Annotated in this window: 19 protein-coding genes; 11 read left to right on the plus strand and 8 right to left on the minus strand. The window is 67.7% G+C overall.

The window, feature by feature from the left end; genetic code table 11:
- Positions 1-92 precede the first annotated feature (92 nt).
- The 5 genes from FHD67_RS04325 (at position 93) to minE (ending at position 4,267) form a co-directional block, all read left to right on the plus strand.
- On the plus strand, positions 93-1,022 hold the full coding sequence (locus FHD67_RS04325) for a DMT family transporter (RefSeq protein ID WP_246071223.1): 930 nt from the start codon (positions 93-95) through the stop codon (positions 1,020-1,022).
- A 138-nt stretch (positions 1,023-1,160) separates the two neighbouring features.
- The gene (locus FHD67_RS04330) at positions 1,161-2,171 is read left to right on the plus strand and encodes a peptidoglycan-binding domain-containing protein (RefSeq protein ID WP_139597939.1); all 1,011 of its coding nucleotides are present in this window, start codon (positions 1,161-1,163) and stop codon (positions 2,169-2,171) included.
- Positions 2,172-2,391: 220 nt separating this feature from the next.
- On the plus strand, positions 2,392-3,156 hold the full coding sequence (gene minC / locus FHD67_RS04335) for a septum site-determining protein MinC (RefSeq protein WP_139597940.1): 765 nt from the start codon (positions 2,392-2,394) through the stop codon (positions 3,154-3,156).
- Complete coding sequence (minD, locus tag FHD67_RS04340) at positions 3,153-4,001, plus strand: septum site-determining protein MinD (protein ID WP_045981816.1); 849 nt, start codon at positions 3,153-3,155, stop codon at positions 3,999-4,001. The genes minC and minD overlap by 4 nt, the downstream gene beginning before the upstream one ends.
- Entirely contained in the window at positions 3,998-4,267 is a 270-nt protein-coding gene (gene minE / locus FHD67_RS04345; protein ID WP_176695051.1) for a cell division topological specificity factor MinE, read from the plus strand. The genes minD and minE overlap by 4 nt, the downstream gene beginning before the upstream one ends.
- A 39-nt stretch (positions 4,268-4,306) precedes the next feature.
- On the opposite strand, the gene FHD67_RS04350 is transcribed toward minE, so the two are convergent.
- From FHD67_RS04350 to FHD67_RS04360, 3 genes are read right to left on the minus strand one after another with little or no spacing between them, the layout of a single operon-like run.
- Positions 4,307-6,544, minus strand: coding sequence for a xanthine dehydrogenase family protein molybdopterin-binding subunit (locus tag FHD67_RS04350; RefSeq protein WP_139597941.1), 2,238 nt, complete (start codon positions 6,542-6,544; stop codon positions 4,307-4,309).
- Positions 6,537-7,559, minus strand: coding sequence for an FAD binding domain-containing protein (locus FHD67_RS04355; RefSeq protein ID WP_139597942.1), 1,023 nt, complete (start codon positions 7,557-7,559; stop codon positions 6,537-6,539). Before FHD67_RS04355 ends, FHD67_RS04350 begins: the two co-directional genes overlap by 8 nt.
- Positions 7,556-8,047 carry a (2Fe-2S)-binding protein gene (locus tag FHD67_RS04360; protein ID WP_139597943.1) on the minus strand — a complete coding sequence of 164 codons (492 nt, stop codon included), beginning with the start codon at positions 8,045-8,047 and terminating at the stop codon, positions 7,556-7,558. The genes FHD67_RS04355 and FHD67_RS04360 overlap by 4 nt, the downstream gene beginning before the upstream one ends.
- 110 nt (positions 8,048-8,157) lie before the next feature.
- On the opposite strand from FHD67_RS04360, the gene FHD67_RS04365 reads away from it, so the two are divergent.
- Positions 8,158-8,697 carry a TetR/AcrR family transcriptional regulator gene (locus FHD67_RS04365; RefSeq protein WP_139597944.1) on the plus strand — a complete coding sequence of 180 codons (540 nt, stop codon included), beginning with the start codon at positions 8,158-8,160 and terminating at the stop codon, positions 8,695-8,697.
- Positions 8,698-8,709: 12 nt separating this feature from the next.
- On the opposite strand, the gene FHD67_RS04370 is transcribed toward FHD67_RS04365, so the two are convergent.
- The gene (locus FHD67_RS04370; RefSeq protein WP_139597945.1) at positions 8,710-9,600 is read right to left on the minus strand and encodes a LysR family transcriptional regulator; all 891 of its coding nucleotides are present in this window, start codon (positions 9,598-9,600) and stop codon (positions 8,710-8,712) included.
- A gap of 111 nt (positions 9,601-9,711) precedes the next feature.
- Between FHD67_RS04370 and FHD67_RS04375 the strand changes: the two genes are divergently transcribed.
- The 5 genes from FHD67_RS04375 to FHD67_RS04395 all read left to right on the plus strand — a co-directional run bounded on the left by FHD67_RS04375 (position 9,712) and on the right by FHD67_RS04395 (position 12,593).
- The gene (locus tag FHD67_RS04375) at positions 9,712-10,035 is read left to right on the plus strand and encodes a nuclear transport factor 2 family protein (RefSeq protein ID WP_139597946.1); all 324 of its coding nucleotides are present in this window, start codon (positions 9,712-9,714) and stop codon (positions 10,033-10,035) included.
- On the plus strand, positions 10,032-10,808 hold the full coding sequence (locus FHD67_RS04380) for an SDR family oxidoreductase (RefSeq protein WP_139597947.1): 777 nt from the start codon (positions 10,032-10,034) through the stop codon (positions 10,806-10,808). Before FHD67_RS04375 ends, FHD67_RS04380 begins: the two co-directional genes overlap by 4 nt.
- Before the next feature lie 94 nt (positions 10,809-10,902).
- Positions 10,903-11,097, plus strand: a complete 195-nt coding sequence (locus tag FHD67_RS04385; protein ID WP_139597948.1) for a hypothetical protein — start codon at positions 10,903-10,905, stop codon at positions 11,095-11,097.
- A gap of 460 nt (positions 11,098-11,557) precedes the next feature.
- On the plus strand, positions 11,558-11,923 hold the full coding sequence (locus tag FHD67_RS04390; protein ID WP_218062270.1) for a hypothetical protein: 366 nt from the start codon (positions 11,558-11,560) through the stop codon (positions 11,921-11,923).
- Positions 11,924-12,215: 292 nt separating this feature from the next.
- The gene (locus FHD67_RS04395) at positions 12,216-12,593 is read left to right on the plus strand and encodes a DUF1622 domain-containing protein (RefSeq protein WP_139597949.1); all 378 of its coding nucleotides are present in this window, start codon (positions 12,216-12,218) and stop codon (positions 12,591-12,593) included.
- A 30-nt stretch (positions 12,594-12,623) separates the two neighbouring features.
- Here FHD67_RS04395 and malQ read toward each other — a convergent pair whose 3' ends face one another.
- From malQ to FHD67_RS04415, 4 genes are read right to left on the minus strand one after another with little or no spacing between them, the layout of a single operon-like run.
- Positions 12,624-14,456, minus strand: coding sequence for a 4-alpha-glucanotransferase (gene malQ / locus FHD67_RS04400; RefSeq protein ID WP_139597950.1), 1,833 nt, complete (start codon positions 14,454-14,456; stop codon positions 12,624-12,626).
- Positions 14,453-16,633 (minus strand): 1,4-alpha-glucan branching protein GlgB, encoded by a 2,181-nt coding sequence (gene glgB, locus FHD67_RS04405; protein ID WP_139597951.1) that lies wholly within the window; start codon positions 16,631-16,633, stop codon positions 14,453-14,455. The genes malQ and glgB overlap by 4 nt, the downstream gene beginning before the upstream one ends.
- Complete coding sequence (treS, locus tag FHD67_RS04410; RefSeq protein WP_139597952.1) at positions 16,630-19,929, minus strand: maltose alpha-D-glucosyltransferase; 3,300 nt, start codon at positions 19,927-19,929, stop codon at positions 16,630-16,632. The genes glgB and treS overlap by 4 nt, the downstream gene beginning before the upstream one ends.
- Positions 19,926-21,893 (minus strand): alpha-1,4-glucan--maltose-1-phosphate maltosyltransferase, encoded by a 1,968-nt coding sequence (locus FHD67_RS04415; protein WP_139598034.1) that lies wholly within the window; start codon positions 21,891-21,893, stop codon positions 19,926-19,928. The genes treS and FHD67_RS04415 overlap by 4 nt, the downstream gene beginning before the upstream one ends.
- Positions 21,894-22,052: the final 159 nt, after the last annotated feature.

The raw sequence follows: 22,052 nt of genomic DNA on the forward strand, positions 1-22,052 counted from the left end.
TCCATTCGCGCCGTGGACGACGAACGGTTGGGGTTTGCACATCGGAACCGGGACGCCTATGCGCAGGGCGCAAGGCAGCGGCGGGGACCACGATGTTGAAGACGGACACGCCCGCGCGGCTGAACGCCATCGGCGCGGCATGGATGATCGTCGCCATGGCGGCCTTTGCGCTGGAGGATGCGCTGGTCAAGGCCGTGTCGGACCTGCTGCCCGTGGGCCAGATCATGATGCTGTTCGGCTTGGGCGGCGCGGCGCTGTTCGCGATCATCGCCCGTGCGCAGGGCGACGCGCTGATGACGCCGGACGTGCTGTCGCGGGCCATGCGGGTCCGGGTGCTCTTCGAGATCACGGGACGGCTGTTCTATGTCCTGGCGCTGGCGCTGATCCCGCTGTCCACGGCGACCGTGATCCTGCAGGCGACGCCGCTGGTGGTGGTGGCCTGCGCGGCCCTGATCTTTGGCGAACGGGTGGGCTGGCGGCGCTGGACGGCGATCGGGCTGGGCCTGCTGGGCGTGCTGATCATCCTGCGGCCGGGGACGGGCGGGTTCTCGGCCCTGTCGCTGCTGGCGGTGATCGGCATGCTGGGCTTTGCAGGCCGCGACCTGGCCAGTCGCGCAGCGCCGCGCAGCCTCAGCACCGCGATCCTGGGGCTGTACGGCTTTCTGGCGCTTGCCGTGGCCGGCCTGCTGTTTTCCCTGTGGCAGCGGCAGGGCTTCGTGATGCCCGATGCGCGCGCCGCCCTGCTGTTGTCGGCGACCGTCTTGATCGGCATCGGGGCCTATTCCTGCCTGATGAAGGCGATGCGCACCGGCGACGTGTCGGCCGTGACCCCGTTCCGTTATACCCGGCTGCTGTTCGGCGCGGCCCTGGGGATCGCGCTGTTCGACGAGACGCTGACCGTGGGGATGCTGGTCGGATCGGGGCTGATTGTGCTGTCCGGCCTGTTCATCCTGTGGCGCGGCAAGGCCAAGGCCCCCGCCATCGGCGATCCCGTCCCGGTCCGCCCCGCCCCGCGGCGATAGGCGTCGCGCGGGGGCCCTCCGGTCCCGACACGAACGGACACATCTACTTTATTTTGCGTCTTCACCGGTTCCGCGGGAAATATTTCGGGTATCACGCACGTTGACAGTACGGCTTTGATCCGCGCGGGAAGGACAGACATGATGCGACGCTTTATCATTTCCACGATGCTGGCAGGCACGATGGCCCTGCCCGGCCAGATGGCAATGGCGGAAACCGACCTGGGCGAGATGGTCGGCACGATCGCCAAGACCCTGCTGGAACAGCAGCAGGCCGCCCAGGAAAGCTCGCTGTGGCAGGGCGTGGTCGAGAACGGCTCTGCCGCGGCCTATCGCCAGTATCTCGACGCCTATCCGAACGGCACCCATGCGCGCGAGGCCCGCCAGCGGCTGTCGAACCTGGGCGGCGCGCCCGTGGCGCAGAACAACGCCGCACGGGCCGAGGCCGATCTGGGCCTGTCGCGGGCCAGCCGCATGGCGATTCAGCGGCGGCTGGCGACGCTTGGCTTCTATCGGTCGGGGATCGACGGCGTCTTCGGGTCCGGCACGCGCCGCGCGATCGCGGCCTGGCAGGATTCCCGACAGCTTCCCGGCAACGGCTATCTGAATGCCAACCAGGCGCGGATGCTGCAGAACGGGGCGGCCGCATCGAACCCCGCCCCCGCCGATCCGGCGACATCCGCGGCGCAGGCCGAACTGGACCTGCGCCTGTCGCGCAGCCAGCGCGTGCAGATCCAGCGCAACCTGATTGCCCTGGGCTATGACCCCAAGGGCGCGGACGGCCTGTTCGGCACCGGCACGCGAGAGGCGATCCGCATGTGGCAGCGCGACACCGGCGAACGGGTGACGGGCTATGTCACCAACGCGCAGGTCCGGTCGCTGCAAAGCGATGCGGCAGGCCGCGACCCGGCGCCGACGGAGAACCGCGCGGCTGCCATCGACGAGGAGCTGCTGGGCCTGACCCGCGACGAACGCGTGGCGATCCAGCGTCAGCTGATCAGTCTGGGCTATCTGAACGGGCGCGCCGACGGGGCGTTCGGACCCTCGACCCGCAGCGCCATCGCCCGCTGGCAGGGCGACAACGGTCTGGCGGCCAGTCGTTATCTGACGGCCGAACAGGTCCGCACGCTGCGGCAGCAGGCGCGCATCTGACCCGACCCGGCCCTGCGCGGCGGTCGCGATCGCTGCGCAGGGGATCGCGCGCGTCGGCAGGGAACCGCCTGTCTGCCATGGGCGGGCCATTCCGGCGGCAGGTTCCTGCTGAAAACGCGCAGGGATTCTTCCTTTGTCCGCCAGTTCGTGAAAGAGGAGGGTCAACAAAAGCGGCGCGGCACCGAATCGCGACCCGCCCCAGAGCAGGAGCAGCCTCGACGTGTCAGAACGATACGCCCGGAACCGGCAAGATCGCGCGCCGGCCACCGTCGCCGCCTTTCAGGTGCGCGGTCGATTCCTGACTGCGCTTGTCCTGCGCATCGATCGTGACAGCCCGGACCCGGCCTTTTATGCCCAGCTGGACGAACAGCTGCGCACCACGCCCCAGTTCTTTGCCGGCGCGCCGATGGTGCTGGACCTGGCCAACGCCCCCGGCCTGCGCGAGGACGGCCGCATCGGCGACCTGCTGGCGCATCTGCGGACCCGCGAACTGCGGGTCTTCGGCGTCCAGAACGCGCATGGCATGGACGAGGCGCTGCTGGACCGGCACGGGCTGATCCCGGTGACCACCGGACGCGACGCACCGCTGCCCCGCGCGGCCGCCGCTGCCGCCGCCGCGTCGGGTGCCGCGGCTGCCGCCGACGTGCCGCCCCCGGTCCAGAACGTCGTCATCCACGCGCCCGTCCGGTCCGGACAGCGGGTGATGGCCGAACATGGCGACCTGACCATCATCGGAACCGTGGCGTCGGGCGCCGAGCTGGTGGCGGCGGGCAACATCCATGTCTATGGCACGCTTCGCGGGCGCGCGATGGCGGGATGTCATGGCGACGAGGGCGCGCATATCTTCTGCCAGAACCTCAGCGCCGAACTTGTGGCCATCGCGGGCCTTTACCAGACCAGCGAGACGCTGGATGCGGCGGCCCTCCAACGCTGCACGCACATATATCTCAGGGATGAAAAACTTTGCATGGAGGTGATCGCATGACGACAGAACCCAAGACCAACCCGCCCCTTGGGCGGGTCATCGTGATCACGTCGGGCAAGGGCGGCGTGGGCAAGACGACATCGTCGGCGGCGATCTCGGCCGCGCTGGCCAAGAAGGGCTTCCGGACCGTCGTCATCGATTTCGACGTGGGCCTGCGCAACCTGGACATGACGATGGGCTGCGAACGCCGGGTGGTGTTCGACTTCATCAACGTCATCCAGGGCGACGCCAAGCTGAAGCAGGCGCTGATCAAGGACAAGCGGGTCGACACGCTGTCGATCCTGCCGACCTCGCAGACCCGCGACAAGGACGCCCTGACCAAGGAAGGCGTCGAGAAGGTCCTGAACGAGCTGAAGGCCGAATTCGACTATGTCGTCTGCGACAGCCCGGCGGGGATCGAGCACGGCGCCCAGATGGCGATGTATTTCGCCGACGAGGCCGTCGTCGTGACCAACCCCGAGGTCTCGTCGGTGCGCGACAGCGACCGCGTCCTGGGCCTGCTGAGCAGCCAGACCAAGCGCGCCGAGACCCAGGGCGCCGAGCCCATCAAGGCGCAGGTCCTGATCACCCGCTATGACCAGGAGCGCGTTGACCGCGGCGAGATGATGACCGTCGACGACGTGCTGGAGATCCTGGCCGTCCCGCTGCTGGGCGTCGTGCCGGAAAGCAAGGCGATCCTGAAGGCGTCGAACGTCGGCACGCCCGTCACCCTGGACGGCCCTTCCGCCGCGTCCCAGGCCTATAACGACGCCGTCAGCCGCCTGACCGGCACCCAAGTCGAGATGCGCATCCAGGGCGAACGCCGCCCCGGCCTATTCCAGCGTCTGTTCGGGCGGGCGTCATGAACCTGTTCGGATTCGCCCGCAAGAAGACCCCGCCCGCGACCGCGCAGACGGCCAAAGACCGCCTGCAGATCCTTCTGGCCCATGAACGCAGCAGCAGCGGCACCGCCGAGGCGGATTACCTGCCGATGCTGCAGCGCGACATCGTCGCGGCGATCCGCAAGCACGTGCCGATCGGCGACAAGGATGTCGACGTCCGCATGGAGCGCGGCGACAACATGTCCAGCCTTGAGATCAACATCGACTTGCCCGCGGTCAAGTCGAACTGATCCCTGCGGCCGGCCCCTGCGCGGGGCCGGCCCTTTCCGTCAGATCAGGCTTTCGGGATGGATCGGGAACCGTGTCGGGCGGATGCCGGTCGCATGCCAGACGGCATTGGCGATGGCGCCCACCGTGCCGGTGACGCCCAGCTCTCCGACACCCTTGATGCCAAGCGCGTTCACGAACTCGTCGTCCTCGTGGACGGTCAGCGCCTCGACATGCGGCACGTCGGCATTGACCGGGATGTGATATCCGGCAAGGTCGTTGTTGGTGAACCGCCCCGTGCGCGGGTCATGGACCGCCTCCTCGTGCAGCGCAAAGCCGATGCCCCAGATCATCCCGCCCAGCAGCTGGCTGCGCGCCAGATGCGGGTTGACGATGCGACCGGCGGCAAAGGCACCGACCAGCCGGCTGACCCGGATCTGACCCAGGTCCGGGTCGACCAGCACCTCGGCGAAGACCCCGCCATGAGAGAACATCGCCCGTTCCGGCTCGCCCTCGCGGGCGCCCCTGCCCTCTCCGCGCAGCAGGTCCAGCCCGGCGCGGGCCAGAATGTCCTCATAGGCCTCGCTGCGGCTGTCGTCGTCGTTGCGGTACAGGCGCCCGCCCCGCGCGGTGACGCCCGCATTGCCGGCCCCGAACAGCGGTGATCCGGGATCCTTCGTCGCGATGTCGGCCAGCTGCCGCACCGTGTCGGCGCCCGCGTTGAACAGCGCCGTGCCCGCCGTGGCCGTGTGACCCGATCCGCCCGCCACCCCGGCGTCGGGCAGGTCGGAATGACCCGACCGGAACTCCAGCCGGTCGACATCGATGCCAAGCCCGTCGGCGGCGATCTGCGCCAGCGCGGTCCAGGCGCCCTGCCCCATATCCGCGGCCGAGGTTTCAACCACAGCGCTGCCATCGGCACGAAGCGTCGCATGCGCCGCAGCCTGGAACATCGGGCAGGGAAACTGCGCCGTGCCCATGCCCCAGCCCTTGAGGAGCCGCCCTTGGCGCATCTGCCGCGGCGCGGTCGGGCGGTCGGCCCAACCGAACAGGTCAGCGGCCCGCGCATAGCATTCGCGCAGCGCCTTGGACGAAAACGCCATCCCCGATGCCGGGTCGGTTTCGGCATAGTTCAGCAGGCGGAAGGCCAGCGGGTCCATGCTCATCGCATGGGCTGCCTGGTCGATGGCCACCTCCAGGGCCGCCGATCCCGGCGCCTCTCCGGGCGCGCGCATCGGGCCGGGCGTGCCGGTATCGGCGCGCACCGCGCTGTGCGTCATGCGCATCGCGGTCGTAGCATAGACGCTGTGCGAGGCGTTCGATGCGCTTTCGATGAAATCGTCGAAGCTGGAGGCGACGGCCAGCGTGTGATGGTCCAGCGCCATGATGCGCCCCTGGTCGTCCAGGTCCAGCCGCAGCGTCTGCCGCGTGGCGGGACGGTGGCCGACCGGGCCGTACATGTGGTCGCGCCGCAGGGCAAGCTTGACGGGCCGGCCCAGATCCCGCGCCGCCAGAACCACCATCAGTTGGGCACCGTAGAGGATGGCCTTGGACCCGAAGCCGCCGCCCAGGAACGGGCTGCGGATCACGATCTGCGCCGGATCGATGCCCAGATAGGCCGAAAAGCTTTGCTTGAGCAGGCCGATGGCCTGGTTCGGCGTGTCGATCTCCAGCCGGTCACCGATCCATCGGGCGGTGATGGCATGGGGTTCCAACGCGTTGTGATACTGGGCCGCGGTTTCGATCACCGTGTCGACATGGTGGGCGGCCCGCGCGCGGACGGCGTTCATGTCCCCCACCAGCAGCGATGGCGGGCGGCCGATGCTGACGGCCTCCGGCTCATAGGGCGCATCGCCGTCTAGGCCGATCCGCGGCGGGTCGGCACGATACTGCGGGTTCAGCAGGCGCGCGCCCTCGGTTGCGGCCTCCAGCGTCTCGGCGACGACCAGCGCGATGGGCTGGCCGGCATAGCGGACCGTGTCGTCCTGCAGCGCCTCGGTCTTCCAGGCAAAGCCGTGGATCTTGGTGTCGGGATGAACCGCCAGCGGGGGTCGGTTCGCGGGGGTATAGACCCTGACCACGCCCGGATGCGCCATGGCCGCGTCGGTGTCCAGATGCGTGACCGTGCCCCGCGCGATGCCCGCGACGGCGGTGACGGCATGCAGCACGCCCTCGGGCCGCAGGTCGGCCGCATAGGGGGCCCGGCCCGTCACCTTCAGCACCCCGTCCCGCCGGGTCATCGGCTGACCCGCGTTCGAGCCCAAGCGCACATGATGCTGGGTGGTCGTCATGTCAGCCATGGTCGTCTCCTTCGAAGACAGAGGCGGGAAGCGCCGGCATCCGGTCGGGCGTGCCCTGTGCGGCCAGCACCAGCGCGCGCAGGGCGATCCGCTGTGCCAGCACGATCTTGGCGGCATTGTCCCCCGACGGCGCGGCATCCTGCACCGCCAGCGCGGCGGCATGGGCAAAGGCGTCCCCGGACGCGGGCTGGCCGATCAGGGCGGCCTCGGCCGCATGGGCGCGCCACGGGCGGGCCGCGACCCCGCCCAGGGCCAGGCGGGCGGCCACGATCCGGTCGTCCTCCACATGGACCCCCGCCGCAGCCGAGACGATGGCAAAGGCATAGGACGTCCGCTCGCGCAGCTTCAGATAGCGGGCGTGTCGGGCCATGCCGCCGGGATCGGGCAGGGTCACATGGGTGATGACCTCTCCGGCCGAAAGGGCGGGCGGCACGCCGACCGCATCGGGCAGCGGGTGGAACACGGCCATCGGCACGCTGCGGGTGCCGGTGGGGCCCGCGACATGGACCACCGCGTCAAAGGCCGCCAGCGCCACGCACAGATCGGACGGGTGCGTCGCGATGCAGGCGTCGGACCAGCCAAGGATCGCGTGGTTGCGCGTCACGCCGCCGATGGCGGAACAGCCCGACCCGGGTTCGCGGCGGTTGCAGGGCGACAGCGGGTCCTGGAAATAGCTGCAGCGGGTCGCCTGCATCACGTTGCCGCCCGTGCTGGCGGCGTTGCGCAGTTGCGGGGACGCGCCGGACAGCAGCGCCTCGGCCACGGCGGGAAACCGGGCCAGGATGCGCGGGTCGCGCGCCAGATCCGCATTGCTGACCATCGCGCCGATGCGCAGGCCGCCGTCATGGTCGTCGATCTCCCGCATCGGCAGCCGCGAGATGTCGACAAGCCGCGACGGCGTCGCCACGCCGATCTTCATCAGGTCCAGCAGGTTCGTCCCACCGGCCAGGATCGCGCCATCGGCGCCCACTGCGGCCTCCAGCGTGTTGGCGCGGGTGTAATCGAACGGGTTCATGCCGCGTCCTCGCGGGCGGTCATGACGCGGGTCGCGTCCAGCACGGCCTCGGTGATGCCGGCATAGGCGGCGCAGCGGCACAGGTTGCCGCTCATCCCTTCGCGGACGCGCTCGGGGTCCAGCCCGACCTCGCCTTCGGCGATCAGGGCGACGGCCGACATGATCTGGCCGGGCGTGCAATAGCCGCACTGGAACCCGTCATGGCGGATGAACGCGGCCTGAACGGGGTGCAGTTCCTCACCCTGGGCCAGGCCTTCGACCGTGGTGATGCTGGCACCGTCATGGGACAGCGCCAAGGCCAGACAGGCGTTCATGCGCCGCCCGTCGATCAGCACGGTGCAGGCGCCGCACTGGCCGCGGTCGCACCCCTTCTTGGTCCCGGTCAGGCCGATCCGTTCGCGCAGCACATCCAGCAGGGTCGCGCGCGGGTCGTCCAGGGCGATCGCCCGGGGGGTTCCGTTGATGGTCAGGTTCAGGGTCTGTGTCATCTTTCCCTCGTTGGCGGTAAGCTATCGGGAAGTCGGGCCGGTGGCGGCCATGGCATCACTATACGGAGGCATCCTCCGTTTCGCAACAACGATGAAGGAGACGTCGGGGAATGGGCGAAGACACGCCAGTCGCGCGCAAGCCGCGGGCAGATCAGGCCCGCAACCGCGACCGCCTGCTGACCGCCGCGCGCGAGGTCTTTCGCAGCGACGCCGCCAGCCTGGAGGCCGTGGCGCGACGCGCAGGCCTGGGCATCGCGACGCTGTACCGCCATTTCCCCACGCGCGAGGCGCTGTTCCAGGCCGTCTATGCCCGCGAGGTCGAGGCGCTGGAGGCACTGGCCCGCGCCGACGACCTGCCCGTCTGGATGCACGCCGCGCTGGACATGATGGCCACCAAGCGGGGCATGGTCGCGGCCCTGGCCCCGGTGCTGGACAAGGAGGCGCCGTTCTTCACCGAACAGTCGGCGCGCATGCTGGCGGCCGTGGGCGGGCTGCGCGACCGCGCCGTGGCCGCGGGACAGGTCCGCGGCACGGTCACGGCGGACGACCTGATCCGGGTGCTGCTCAGCCTCAGCTATGGTCCCGGCGCGGACCCGGCGCGGGCCGGCTTGCTGCTGGACGTGTTCCTGGACGGGCTGCGGCCGCGATAGGACCGCGGACCATCACGCACGCCCCGCGTCGCGGACCATGGCCAGGAACGCCGAAAACCCCGCCGACGGGTTGCGCCGATCCGGATAGTACAGGCTGAAGCGCGCCCGCGGCGGCGTCCAGTCGGCCAGCAGGCGCACCATCCGCCCGGCAGCAATGTCATCGGCAACGTCCTGTTCGATGAAGAACCCGATGCCGGCGCCATCCAGCACCGCGGCGCGCGCGATGGCGGCCTCGTCCAGGGTCAGGCGGCCCTGGGCCTCGATCTGCACCACCTCGGCGCCGCGCTGAAACGGCCAGCGCAGCAGCGCGCCGTTGGGCAGCCGCACCCGGATGCACTCCGCCGGGGGCAGATCGGCCGGCGTCAGGGGCGTACCATGTGTCGCGATCCAGCCCGGCGATGCGACGACGGCATGGCGCTGCGGCCGCCCCACGGGCAGGGCGATCATGTCACGCGGCACCAGGTCCGCAGGGCGCAGGCCCAGGTCGAACCCTTCGGCCACGATGTCGACCAGCCGCCCTTCGGTGACAAGATCGACCTGCATCCGGGGGTGACGGCGCAGGAAGGCCAGGACCAGCGGCGCCACCTCGCGCCCCGCCTGGACGGATGCGTTGATGCGCAGCAGGCCGGAGGGGGTCGTCCCTTGCGACTGCGCGGTCTCCATCGCGGTGCGGATCTCGGTCACCGCGGGGCCGATGCGGGCGACAAAGGCGCGGCCGGCATCGCTCAGCGACACGCTGCGGGTGGTGCGGTTGAACAGGCGGACGCCAAGCGCCGCCTCCAGCCGCGCGATGCTGTGCGACAGGGCGGTCGTCGACATGCCCAGGTCCAGCGCCGCGGCTCGGAACGATCCGCGCCGCGCGATGGCCAGCACTGCCTCCAGCGCCTTCAGCCCTGCATCCATCGCACGACGCCCATTGTCCCGATCCTGTCATCACCAGATGCCGATCTATCCCGATTATCCGCATGACCGTCCAGCGCTATGTTGGGGGCAGCAGACATGAAAGGACGTCCCATGCAGATGCCGCCCCCGATCCGCACCTATTTCAGCGCCCGCGCGCCCCAGGATGGCGACGCCCTGGCCGCCGCCTTCGCCACCGATGCCGTCGTCCACGACGAAGGTCGCGACCATCACGGGCCGCGGCAGATCCGCGACTGGTGGCTGGCCGCCAAGGCCAAGTACCGCCACCATGCCGAACCGATCGACATGACCCAGGCCGATGGCAGGACGATCGTCCGCGCCACCGTCACCGGCGATTTCCCTGGCAGCCCGGCAGTGCTGCGCTTTGCCTTTGCGCTGTCCGACGATCGCATCACCACATTGGAGATCGGCGCATGACCTGGTTCCTGACGCTGGCGGGCAAGCGCGCCCTGATCACCGGCGGCACGCAGGGCGCAGGCGCGGCGACGGTGGCGCTGTTCCGCGACCTTGGCGCGCGGGTGCTGACCACGGCGCGCAAGGCCGCCGACCTGCCGGACGATCTTTTCGTCGCCGCCGACCTGACCACCCTGGCGGGATGCGACAGCGTCGCGGCCGCCGTGCGGGATCGGATGGGTGGCGTCGACATCATCGTGCACATGCTGGGCGGATCGTCCGCCCCCGGCGGCGGCTTTGCCGCCCTGGGAGAGGCGGAGTGGGAGGCCGAACTGGACCTGAACCTGCGGCCCGCGCTGCGTCTGGACCGCGCGCTGGTGCCCGGCATGGTCGCGCAGGGGTCGGGCGTGGTGGTCCACGTGACCTCGATCCAGGCGCTGCTGCCCCTGCCCGAGGCCACGACCGCCTATGCCAGCGCCAAGGCCGCCCTCTCGGTCTACAGCAAGAGCCTGTCCAAGGAGGTCGCGCCTCGTGGCGTGCGCGTGGTCCGCGTGGCGCCGGGATGGATCGAGACCGAAGCCTCGGTCAGGCTGGCCGAACGCGTGGCGGCGGATGCAGGCACGGACCTGGACGGGGGGCGGCGGATCATCATGGACAGCCTTGGCGGCATCCCCCTGGGCCGCCCGTCCCGGCCCGCCGAGGTGGCCAGTCTGATCGCGTTCCTGGCGTCCGATCGCGCCGCCAGCATCACCGGCACGGAATACGTGATCGACGGGGGGACCGTGCCAACCGCGTGACGGTCGGCGCCATTTTCGCCCGGCGCGCGTTGCAGTAGGGATCGGCGGGCCGCAGCCATGCCCGACCCCACCAGTCCGGACCGGAGAGAGCAGAATGCAGACATTCGTCATCGCCCTGGGCGCCGCCCCGCACATGAAGCTGTCGCAGGCAGGCGACGGATTCACCGCGACCGACGCGCCCATGGCATTCGACAGCCATCAGGCGGCCTATGACTATCTTGTCCGGCATACGGAGGAAGACCCGCTGAAGGGCGTGCGGGCCGAGATCATCGAGGATCTGTCGCTCTAGGCAATCTTGCCCGCATAAGGTGAAACTTTTCCGGACCCCGCCCGTAAACTGTATGTGCAGGGTTTGCCCGATCAGCGAGTTCCCTCTCCTCTCAGCCTTCATTAGGCGGGTGGATCAGGCCCCTGCAGCGGCCCCCGGTCCCGTTTCCGGGGGCCGGTCTTGTTCGTGCCGTCGGATATGCGATCACCCCACCCTGTCGAAACAGATAGGCTGACTGGTCAATCAATTTCAGGCATAAGGTACATAACAACCGGGGACGTTGATTGGTGTTGTTTTAGGTTCTTTCCCCGGTTGTTTATCTGCCCGAACCGGTTTTGTACGCGACGCGTGCGGGACGGGACTGCCGATCGATCCATCCGCGATCATTGCTACGCCCCCTGCCATCATCACGACACTGTGCCGCCCGTCGGGGAACCGGCTGCGATCCCTCCTGTTGAGGTGGAACGCAAGCGGGAGATGCATGATGGATGACACACGGGTCTGGAACTTTGAGGAAAGCCTGTGGCGCGCCTCGGAAGGGCGCTACCATGAGCGGGTCGACCCCGAATGCGTGATGGCGCTGAGCCATGCGCCCTATCTGTTTCACGGCGAGGCCGCGGTCGAGGCCGTCACCGGCACGCCGGAATGGGACGAGGTCGCCTTTTCGAACCGCCATATCTCTCGTCCCCAGGAGGGTCTGATCGTCGTCGGCTATGAGGTCAAGGCGCAGAAGGGCGACACCACATTTACTGCCGCCTGTACATCCGTCTATCGGCAGAAGGCCCATGAGGACTGGACGGTCGTCCAGCACGCGCAGGTCGTGCAGGGGCATGGCGATCAGGCCTGATGACCGGTCAGCGGTTCAGGCAGTAGGATCGATCCCGGCAGGAATGCCGGGATTTTCTGTTGGATTTGAATGATTTGGGATCGAACCTTTTCCGTAACGCATTCCTTGTAACGGTCAGGAATGACGCCCCAATGGCCGTGCGGGAGGGCGGACAGGCGACCACTTATTGGTGTCGGGCATTAGGGCGACGATGTCCGTCGAACCTTGGGTGGTGCATCGGATGCCGTCTTGCTCTATTCCCTGCCTGAACGGACGAAGACGGCATGAACCGGCCGCCACAAGATGAGGCAGCATGACTGACACGACGATGTCCTCCATGGCGGATCACCTGGGCATGGTGGCGACGGGGCTGGAATGGATCGTGATCGCGCTGGAGCTGTTCGCGATCGGGATCCTGCTTCCGGGCGTGGCGCGTTTCGCTACGCGTTTTGTGTCGGGTGACGTGATGCATCGCGACGCGCATGACCGCCATCATCAGCTGAACCATGGGCGGCTGGCACTTGGCCGGCACATCCTGGCAGGGCTGGAGGTGCTGATCGTGGCCGACCTGATCCGCACCATCCTGCATCTCAGCCTGGCAAACATCCTGCTGCTGGGCGCGATCGTGGTCATCCGGTCCTTCATCTCGTTCATGATGGAATACGAGATGAAGGCGTTGAAGAACGACTGACGGCCCCTGGCGCTGCCTGTTCCACAGGGGTCAGACAGCGTTGGGTTCGATCGGCCGTTCCGCTGCCAGTCCGCCTGTCAGATCCCGAAACAGCGCCGTTGCTACCAGATCGTCCAGCGGCATCGACAACTTGCGCCGCCAGTTGGGATATTCGTCCACCGTCGACGGCACGTTGACCGGGTGCAGCTCGGCCGCCAGATCCTCCAGACGCACGGCGAACAGGCGCGACGGCGCGCTGGCCAAGTGGCGATGCACGGCGATGGTCAATGTGGTGGGGGCGTCGGTCGGGTCGATCCCCGCCGCGACGTCGCCGGTCAGCAGCCCTGCCGCGACAAGATCGGCCAACAGATCGGCGCGTTCCACCGTGCGCGCATCGCGCTGTTCGGTCGCGGCCGCGTCGCTGATGAAGCCGAACCGCTGTCGCAGGGCCACGTCATCGCCCTTCCACCAGCCGCGAAACGTCGGCAGGTCATGCGTGGACAGGCAGGCAAGCGCGTCGCGCGGATAGTCCGCAGGCGGGATGAAGCCGTCCTCGCGTCGTTCGAAGAAGAAGATGCGATAGGACAGGATGCGGCACGCCTCCATCACTTCGCGGAAGCCCGGGGGCACGTTGCCCAAGTCCTCTCCGATGATGGTGGTCCGGTTCTGCCGGGATGCCTCGGCCAGTGCGGACAGCATGTCCTCCAGCGGATAGCGGGCATAGGTTCCGTCGGCGGCCCCGGCCCCCTTGGGCATCAGGAACAGCTGCCACAGCCCCATCGCATGATCGATCCGCAGCGCGCCTGCCTGCCGTGTCGCGTGCCGGATCAGGTCGCGGAACGGTGCCGCGCGGGTCGCGGCCATGGCGACGGGTGACAGCGGTGCCAGACCCCAGTCCTGCCCCTGTTCGTTGAAGTAATCGGGCGGTGCCCCGATGCGCACGTCGGGCAGCACGATGTCGCTGCCCCAGCTGCCAGAACCGTCGGCCGCCTCTCCGACGGCGAAATCCAGATAGAGGCCGATCGCCATGCCCAGATCGCGACAGCGGTCGCGCAGGGCCTGAAGTTGCGACTGGCACAGATATTGCAGCCACATGTGAAAGGCGACGTCATCCGCCCGTTCCTGCGCCATCTGGCGCATGGCATCGCCATCGACATCGCGCCATGCCTTGGGCCAGCCAAGCCAACCCGCGCCGTGACCGGCATCGACCATCGCGGCCGAGGCGACCTCGAACAGCGCATGGCGGCGCAGATCGTCGCCGCCTTGGGCCACGAAATCGTCCGGCAGGCTCGCGCCTGCGGACCAGATGGCGCGCAAGGCCGACAGCTTGGCCGCGGCTACGCCCGGATAGTCGACCAGTTCCGCGGCGCGCAGGTCCTCAAGCACCGCCGCATCGGCCATGTCGGCGCGAAATCCCGGCACCTGATCGACGGCCAGGTACAGCGGATTCAGGAACCGGCGGTTCGAGGGTGAGAACGGGCTGCACCGTGACGGGTCGGCCAGAAACATCGCGTGCAGCGGGTTCAGGCCCAGAAACGCCGCCCCGGCTTGCGCGGCATGACCGGCCAGCACGTGCAGGTCGCCGAAATCGCCGATGCCCCAGTTGCGGTCGCTGCGCAGTTGGTACAGCTGCAAGGCGATGCCCCAGTGACGACCCTGACCGGGCACATGGCATTGCGCGCCGGCGGGCGCGGTCAGGCATGGCTCTGACGCCAGGGGCGGCAGCGTGTCCGCGTCGAACGCCTCCAGCAACCCGCGCAAAGTTTCATCGGGGGCGTCATGCACGGCGCCCCCGACCAGGTCGTATTGCGGCTGGATGCCATAGGCGCGGGCGCGGGCATGCAGGTCGCTGCCGTCACCCGGCGCCGAAGGGGCAGAGGTCATGCCTGCACCGGCATCAGCACGATGGTCGCCAGCGGCGGCAGGGTCAGGCTCAGCGACTGGTCGCGGCCATGCCAGACGACGGCTTCGGCATCGCGCACCGCCGCGTTGCCGACACCCGATCCGCCATAGGCCTGATCGTCGCTGTTTAGCACCTCGCGCCAGGCACCGGGAACCGGAACGCCGATCCGGTAATCCTCGCGCACGACGGGGGTCAGATTGCACACCACCACCACCGGGGGCGCGCCGTCGTCCGACTTGCGCATCCAGACCAGGACGCTTTGGGCGCTGTCGCTGCTGTCGATCCATTCGAACCCGTCGGGATCGCAATCCAGCCGGTGCAGCGCGGGCGTGTCGCGATACAGCCGGTTCAGGTCCCCGACCAGCGCCTGCACGCCGGAATGCATGGGGTCGTCCAGCAGATGCCAGTCTAGCGACTGGTCGTGGTTCCATTCGCGGTCTTGCGCGAATTCGCAGCCCATGAACAACAGCTTCTTGCCCGGATGGGTCCACATAAAAGCGTAATAGGCCCGCAGGTTCGCGAACTTCTGCCAGCGGTCGCCGGCCATCTGGCGGATCAGCGATCCCTTGCCGTGCACGACCTCGTCATGGCTCAGCGGCAGGACGAAATCCTCGGAGAAGGCATAGACCAGGCCGAAGGTCAGATCGTGCTGATGATACTGCCGATGGATCGGGTCCAGCCGGAAATAGGCCAGCGTGTCGTGCATCCAGCCCATGTTCCACTTGAACGCAAAGCCCAGGCCCCCCTGGTCGACCGGACGGCTGACCATCGGGAAGGCGGTCGATTCCTCGGCGATGGTCACGGTGCCGGGATGGTCGGTGATGACACGGGTGTTCACCTCGCGCAGAAAGTCGATGGCCTCCAAGTTCTGGTTGCCGCCATGGCGGTTGGGCACCCATTCGCCGGGCTGGCGCGAATAGTCCAGATACAGCATCGACGCCACCGCATCCACGCGCAGCGCGTCGACATGGAACTTGTCGACCCAGTAGAGCGCGCTGGCCTGCAGGAAATTGGCAACCTCGCGGCGGCCGAAGTTGTAGATCAGCGTATTCCAGTCCTGATGGAACCCCTGGCGCGGATCGGCATGTTCGTACAGCGCCGTGCCGTCAAACTGCGCCAGACCATGCGCGTCGGACGGGAAATGCGCGGGCACCCAGTCCATGATGACGCCGATGCCCGCCTGGTGCAGCCGATCCACCAGCCGCGCGAATGCCTCGGGGGAACCAAAGCGGCTGGTCGGCGCGAACAGGCCCACGGGCTGATAGCCCCATGATCCGGTAAAGGGATGTTCGCCCACCGGCAGGAATTCGACATGCGTAAAGGCCATCTGCTGGACATAGGGCACCAGCAGATCGGCCATCGCGTCATAGTCCAGGATCTCGGCATCGCCGCCCCGGCGCCATGACCCCAGATGCACCTCATAGATCGAGATGGGCGCCTGGCGGTCCTGCCAGCGCGCGCGTTCGGTCATCCATGCGCCGTCGCGCCAGTCGTGATCGGGCAGCCCGTGGACGACGGACGCGGTTTCCGGCGGCTGCTGATGGGCGAACCCGACGGGGTCCGCCTTGAGCGGCAGGCGTTCGCCATGCGCGCTGAGGATTTCGTACTTGTAGACCTCTCCGGTCGTCAGGCCGGGGATGAACAGCTCCCAGATGCCGGGGCCAAGACGGCGGCGCATCGGGTGGCGGCGCCCGTCCCATGCGTTGAAATGGCCGACCACGCTGACACGCCGCGCGTTGGGCGCCCAGACCGCAAAGGCCACGCCGGCGACGCCCTGATGGGTGACCGGATGGGCGCCCAGCTTGTCGTACAGGCGACGGTGGCTGCCTTCGGCCAGCAGGTATTCGTCCATCTCTCCCAGCACGGGGCCAAAGCGATAGGGGTCGTCGACCTGCCATTCATGATCGCCCGCCCGCATCGCCAGTCGATAGTCCCCCTGCGGGGCGGGCCCGCAGAAGAACCCTTCGGGGTGGATGCGTTCCAGCGAAAAGACACCGCCATCGGCCACCGCGCGGACCTCGGCGGCCTGGGGCGCAAAGACGCGCAGCTGCCCGTCATGCGGACCTAGGATCGCGAAGGGATCGTGATGCTGGCCCCGCAGGATCGCCTCGATCCCGGTGTAGGTCAGCCCGTCGGGCAGATATGCGACATCGGTCATGCGTTCTCCTGCGTCAGCAGTTCCAGGATACCGGCCAGCGGGATGCCGACCCAGGCCGGGCGGTTGCCCAGCTCGTACCCGGTCTCGTAGATGGCCTTCTGCAGCAGGAACAAATCCAACAATGCATCGGCCGCGGCGCGATCGGATGGCAGGTTCGCAGACCCCTCGACATGCTGGCGATAGCTGTCCAGGAAGGCCGCGCTGACGGTGCGCCGCCAATCCTCGATCCGCTCCAGCGCCTGTTCGACCGTCGTGCCAAAGCTGGCGCGATGCCGTGCCACGACCGTCATCGCGGCATAATCAAAGGACCGCAGCATGCCCGCCACGTCGCGCAAGGGCGACGACAGGGCCCGACGTTCGTCCAGCGACCGAGCGGGCTCGCCTTCGAAATCGATGATGGCCACGTCGTTCTGCGCCAGCAGGACTTGGCCCAAGTGATAGTCGCCATGGATGCGCGACAGCCCGCCGGACGGGGTCAGCTTCGCAACCCGGCGCAGCTGGTCCAGCAACGCGTCGCGCTGCGCCAGCACCTGTTGCGCCAGGGGCGCCGCATCGTCCGGCAGGTCGGCCTGTTCCAGCCGTGCCAGCATCGCCTCGGCATCGGCGACCGCATCATCGGCCCAACCGCGCAGCGTCTCGGCGGTCAGGTCCTGCAGCGCGAAAGCCGGATCATCGGTGGGCGTCGCCAGGGCGCGGTGCAGCTCGGCAGTCCGCTGTCCCAGCAAGGTGCCGATCGACAGCGGAAAGTCGTATCCGTGCCGCACCGGCGCGGCATCGCCCGCCGAGGTCCATCCGTCGCTTTCGTTCAGTTCCAGCATCAGCGCATCGACGATGCCCGTCCAGGCATCACCCCGGTTCGGCACGAAGGCAAAGGCCGCCGCCAGGGTCGTGTCCTGTTCACCCTTGTGATCCAGATGGCCCAGATAGCGCGGCGTATGGGCAAAGCCCGCGACCGTGGTCAGGAACTGCGCCACTTCCACATCAGGCTGATGCCCGGTGCGCAGGCGACGGTACAGCTTCAGGATGATCTGGTCCGAGAAGGCGATCGACAGGTTCGACTGCTCGACCCCCATCTGGCGCGGGGTGCCGGGTTCAGTGATGGCTCGCAGGGCGTCGGTGCCGTGGAACTGCAGATCGCCCTGGGCCTTGCCTTCGACCATTCCGTCCAGCAGCAGCTGCGGCAGGCGTTCGTCGAAGGCGCCGTCGACCAGCGCGCCAACCCGTGCGGTGTGGCGGATCTTGGCCAGCGTCCAGGACAGCTTGGGCGCACCGGGACGCAGGTTCTCGTCGCCCCACCGGGCCGACAGGGGCAGGAAATAGCTCTGCTCCTCGCCCTCGCCGCCGGGGGTCACGTCCAGTGCGACCATCGCATGTTCGCCCTGCCCCAGATCGCCCAGCTGACGCAGACGAACACGGGTCGGGACGGACTGGTCCTTGGCCGCGAACCAGCGCTGCAGCGGCAGCCATTGGGGTAGAACCTCGGCCTGCAGCTGCGCCCCCTCGCGGCCGGCCAGCGCGGTGCTGACCTTGCCGTCGCGGGTGGTCAGCGTCATGAATTCCGGCAGGATGTCGGGCAGCTGTTCGTGCCAGGACGGCATCTCCTCCTCGCCCGACAGGGCGAACCAGAAGAACCCATAGGCCGGCAGGGTCAGCATGTAGGGCAGATCGCCGATCGGCGGAAAGGCCGACCGGCCGGTCAGCTCCACCGGCACCATGCCGCGGCGGCTGGCCAGGTCCAGCTCGACCGCCTGCGCGCTGTCCGACAGGTTGGCGACGCACAGATAGGCGCGCCCCTCGTGTTCGCGGACATACGCCAAAATCTTGCGGTTGCGCGGATAAAGCAGCGTCATCTCTCCGCGCCCGAAGGCGGGATGCTGGCGGCGCACGGTGATCATCCGGCGCATCCAGTTCAGCAGCGACGATGGGTCGTCCGCCTGCGCCTCGACGTTGATCACCTGGTGGCCATAGACCGCGTCGATGATCGTCGGCAGATAAAGCTGCTGCGGCTTGGCCGTGGAAAAGCCCGCATTGCGGTCGCCCGACCACTGCATCGGCGTGCGGACCCCGTCACGGTCGCCCAAGTAATAGTTGTCGCCCATACCGATCTCGTCACCGTAATAGATGATCGGTGTGCCGGGCATCGACAGCAGCAGCGAGTTCAGCAGCTCGATCTTGCGGCGGTCATTCTGCATCAGCGGCGCCAGGCGGCGGCGGATGCCCAGGTTGATGCGCGCCCGCGTGTCGGTGGCATAGGTCTGCCACAGATAGTCGCGCTCCTCGGACGTCACCATCTCCAGCGTCAGCTCGTCATGGTTGCGCAGGAAGATGCCCCACTGGCAGTTTTCCGGGATCTCGGGCGTCTGGCGGATGATGTCGGTGATGGGGTGTCGGTCGGCCTGCGCCAGCGCCATGTACATACGCGGCATCAGCGGGAAATGGAAGCCCATGTGGCACTCGTCACCCTCGCCGAAATAGGGTCGGGTGTCCTCGGGCCACTGGTTCGCCTCGGCCAGCAGCATCCGGTCGGGAAAATGCTTGTCCAGATCGGCACGGATGGCCTTCAGGACGTCATGCGTCTCGGGCAGGTTCTCGTTGTTGGTGCCGTCGCGTTCGACCAGATAGGGGATCGCGTCCAGGCGCAGCCCGTCGACCCCCATTTCCAGCCACATGCGCATGACCTTTAACACCTCGGCCAGCACCTTGGGGTTGTCGAAGTTCAGGTCGGGCTGGTGCGAATAGAACCGGTGCCAGTAATAGGCTCCCGCGACCGGATCCCAGGTCCAGTTTGACTTTTCCGTGTCCAGAAAGATGATCCGCGTCTCGGGCCATTTCTCGTCCGTGTCGGACCAGACATAGAAGTCGCGCGCCGCCGATCCGGGCTTGGCATGGCGGGCCTTCTGGAACCACGGATGCTGGTCGCTGGTGTGGTTGATGACCAGTTCGGTGATCACGCGGATGCCGCGCCGATGCGCCTCGGTCACGAAGGCCTTGAAGTCGCGCATCGCGCCATAGGACGGATTGATCGACCGATAGTCGGCGATGTCATAGCCGTCGTCGCGCAGGGGCGAGGGATAGAAGGGCAGCAGCCAGATGGCCGTCACGCCCAACTCCTGAACATAGTCCAGCCGCTGCATCAGCCCGGCGAAATCGCCGATGCCGTCGCCGTTCGAATCCATGAACGCCTTGATGTGCAGCTGATAGATGACCGCGTCCTTGTACCAGTCGGCCTGGTCGCGGTCGATGCCGCCGGTGACGGCGAAGGTTGCGCCGTCGCGCTTGGGGTTCGGGATGTTCATGGGCGCGGCGCTCCGGGTGCGATGAGTTGCCAGATGGCATAGGGACGGGTCTGCGGATCAAGGTCCAGGGTCTGGGTCTTGCCGTGCCAGGTGAAGCTGTTGCCGTGGATCAGGTCACGGACCTCGATCGACGCGTCGTCGGGCAGGCCGAATTCCCACAGCGGGACCTCGAACTGGAACACCTGGGTGTTGTGCGGGTCCAGGTTGACGTGGATCAACACGTAATCGTCCCCGGAGCGCTTGCCATAGGCCAGAACCTGGTCGTTATGGGCCACGTGGAAGGTCAGATCGGTGAACTGGCGCAGCGCCGGGTGATCGCGGCGCAGGCGGTTCATCAGGCGGATGTCGTCCTGGATGTTGCCCGGCTGGTCCATGTCCCAGACCCGCAGCTGGTACTTCTCGCTGTCCAGATACTCTTCCTTGCCGGGCACGGGCGCGGCCTCGCAGATCTCGAAGCCGCTATAGACGCCGTAATTCCCGCCCAGGGTCGCGGCCAGTGCCAGGCGGATGCGAAACCCGGGCCGACCGCTGGACTGCAGATAGCGTGGATTGATGTCGGGGGTATTCACGAAAAAGTTCGGGTTCATCACCAGACGGCTGTCGGTCTGCGTCAGCTCGGTCAGGTACTCGGTGATCTCGGCCTTTTCGTTGCGCCAGGTGAAATAGGAATAGGATTGCGAAAAGCCGACCTTGGCCAGCCGCTTCATCACCTTGGGCCGGGTGAAGGCTTCGGCCAGAAAGATCACGCCCGGATCGACGCGACGGACCTCGGCGATCATCCATTCCCAGAAGGGGAAGGGCTTGGTGTGCGGGTTGTCCACGCGGAAGATGCGCACCCCGTGGTTCACCCAGAACAGCACGATGTCGCGCAGCGCGTACCACAGCCCCGGCAGGGCATCGCGATAGAAATGGACGTTGACGATGTCTTCGTACTTCTTGGGCGGGTTCTCGGCGAACTTTATGGTGCCGTCGGGGCGCCAGTCGAACCATTCCGGGTGTTCCCTGATCCACGGGTGATCCGGCGAGCACTGGATCGCGAAATCCAGCGCGATCTCCAGCCCGTGGTCGCGGGCGGCATCGATCAGGCGGCGGAAATCGTCGAAATCGCCCAGTTCGGGGTGGATCGCATCATGCCCGCCATCCGCGGACCCGATGGCATAGGGGCTGCCGGGATCGCCCGGCCCCGCGGTCAGGCTGTTGTTCGGACCCTTGCGGTTCGTGCGCCCGATCGGGTGGATCGGCGGGAAATACAGCACGTCAAAGCCCAGATCGCGCACATAGGGCAGGCGCGCGATCACATCGTCGAAGGTGCCGTGCCGGTCCATGCTGCCCGATTGTGACCGGGGCATCAGTTCATACCACGCGCTGAAGGCCGCGGCCTGCCGGTCGACATGCAAAGGCAGCGTGTCGGACAGCGTCAGGTCGGTCCGGGGTGCAGCGCGGTTCATCAGCGCGGTCACCTGATCATCCGTCAGCGCGGCCAGGCGGGCCGCATCGCCCTGCGCCGCCAGACCGTCGTCCTGCGCCAGAACCGCCTCCAGCGCGGCCCGGTCGTCGGCGCCGCCTCGGCCCTTGGGGCCCATGGCGGCCTCGATCAGACGCCGGCCCTCGGTCAGTTCCAGCGATATGGCTTGACCCGCGGCATGCTTGGCCAGGATCTCCTTGCGCCATGTCGCGAACAGGTCGCGCCAAGCGGCAAAGCCGATCTGATAGTCCCCCGGCGCGTCGAAGGCGTGACTGGCCTGCCAGCGGTCGTTGATGACGAAGGTCATCGGCACCTCGGCAAAATCCTCCTGCCCGACCGGGCGCCACAGCAAAGCGGCGCCGATGATGTCGTGCCCGTCCGAAAAGATGTCCGCCTGGAACAGGTCCGGCTGCCCGGCCACGACCTTTGCCGCAAAGCGCCCGCCATCGACCTGATGGGAAATCCCCTCGATCGCCAGACGCGCGGCGGCAAGGCGCAGCAGGGTCGGATCGGCGTCGGCTGCCCGTCGCGGCGATCGCCGGGGAGTGCGGGCCTTGGCGGGGGATGGCGTAGCGGGCTGGTCGTTGGACACGGATATGCCTCCTTGGATCGGACAGGAACAGAACAGGCACCGCCCGCGAATGTTCCGGCAGAAGGC

The sequence above is a fragment of the Paracoccus haeundaensis genome, from assembly GCF_006239215.1.
In the GTDB taxonomy this organism is placed as follows: domain Bacteria; phylum Pseudomonadota; class Alphaproteobacteria; order Rhodobacterales; family Rhodobacteraceae; genus Paracoccus; species Paracoccus marcusii.

Bases quoted from the DNA above. Each gene is read 5' to 3' on its own strand.
- malQ (WP_139597950.1), bottom strand. From the start codon at position 14,456: ATGACCTCTGCCCCTTCGGCGCCGGGTGACGGCAGCGACCTGCATGCC.
- FHD67_RS04370 (WP_139597945.1), bottom strand. From the start codon at position 9,600: ATGGATGCAGGGCTGAAGGCGCTGGAGGCAGTGCTGGCCATCGCGCGG.
- FHD67_RS04355 (WP_139597942.1), bottom strand. From the start codon at position 7,559: ATGAACCCGTTCGATTACACCCGCGCCAACACGCTGGAGGCCGCAGTG.
- minE (WP_176695051.1), top strand. From the start codon at position 3,998: ATGAACCTGTTCGGATTCGCCCGCAAGAAGACCCCGCCCGCGACCGCG.
- FHD67_RS04325 (WP_246071223.1), top strand. From the start codon at position 93: ATGTTGAAGACGGACACGCCCGCGCGGCTGAACGCCATCGGCGCGGCA.
- FHD67_RS04385 (WP_139597948.1), top strand. From the start codon at position 10,903: ATGCAGACATTCGTCATCGCCCTGGGCGCCGCCCCGCACATGAAGCTG.
- FHD67_RS04360 (WP_139597943.1), bottom strand. From the start codon at position 8,047: ATGACACAGACCCTGAACCTGACCATCAACGGAACCCCCCGGGCGATC.
- FHD67_RS04350 (WP_139597941.1), bottom strand. From the start codon at position 6,544: ATGGCTGACATGACGACCACCCAGCATCATGTGCGCTTGGGCTCGAAC.
- FHD67_RS04365 (WP_139597944.1), top strand. From the start codon at position 8,158: ATGGGCGAAGACACGCCAGTCGCGCGCAAGCCGCGGGCAGATCAGGCC.
- FHD67_RS04395 (WP_139597949.1), top strand. From the start codon at position 12,216: ATGACTGACACGACGATGTCCTCCATGGCGGATCACCTGGGCATGGTG.
- FHD67_RS04390 (WP_218062270.1), top strand. From the start codon at position 11,558: ATGATGGATGACACACGGGTCTGGAACTTTGAGGAAAGCCTGTGGCGC.
- FHD67_RS04375 (WP_139597946.1), top strand. From the start codon at position 9,712: ATGCAGATGCCGCCCCCGATCCGCACCTATTTCAGCGCCCGCGCGCCC.
- FHD67_RS04380 (WP_139597947.1), top strand. From the start codon at position 10,032: ATGACCTGGTTCCTGACGCTGGCGGGCAAGCGCGCCCTGATCACCGGC.
- treS (WP_139597952.1), bottom strand. From the start codon at position 19,929: ATGAACATCCCGAACCCCAAGCGCGACGGCGCAACCTTCGCCGTCACC.
- glgB (WP_139597951.1), bottom strand. From the start codon at position 16,633: ATGACCGATGTCGCATATCTGCCCGACGGGCTGACCTACACCGGGATC.
- FHD67_RS04330 (WP_139597939.1), top strand. From the start codon at position 1,161: ATGATGCGACGCTTTATCATTTCCACGATGCTGGCAGGCACGATGGCC.
- minD (WP_045981816.1), top strand. From the start codon at position 3,153: ATGACGACAGAACCCAAGACCAACCCGCCCCTTGGGCGGGTCATCGTG.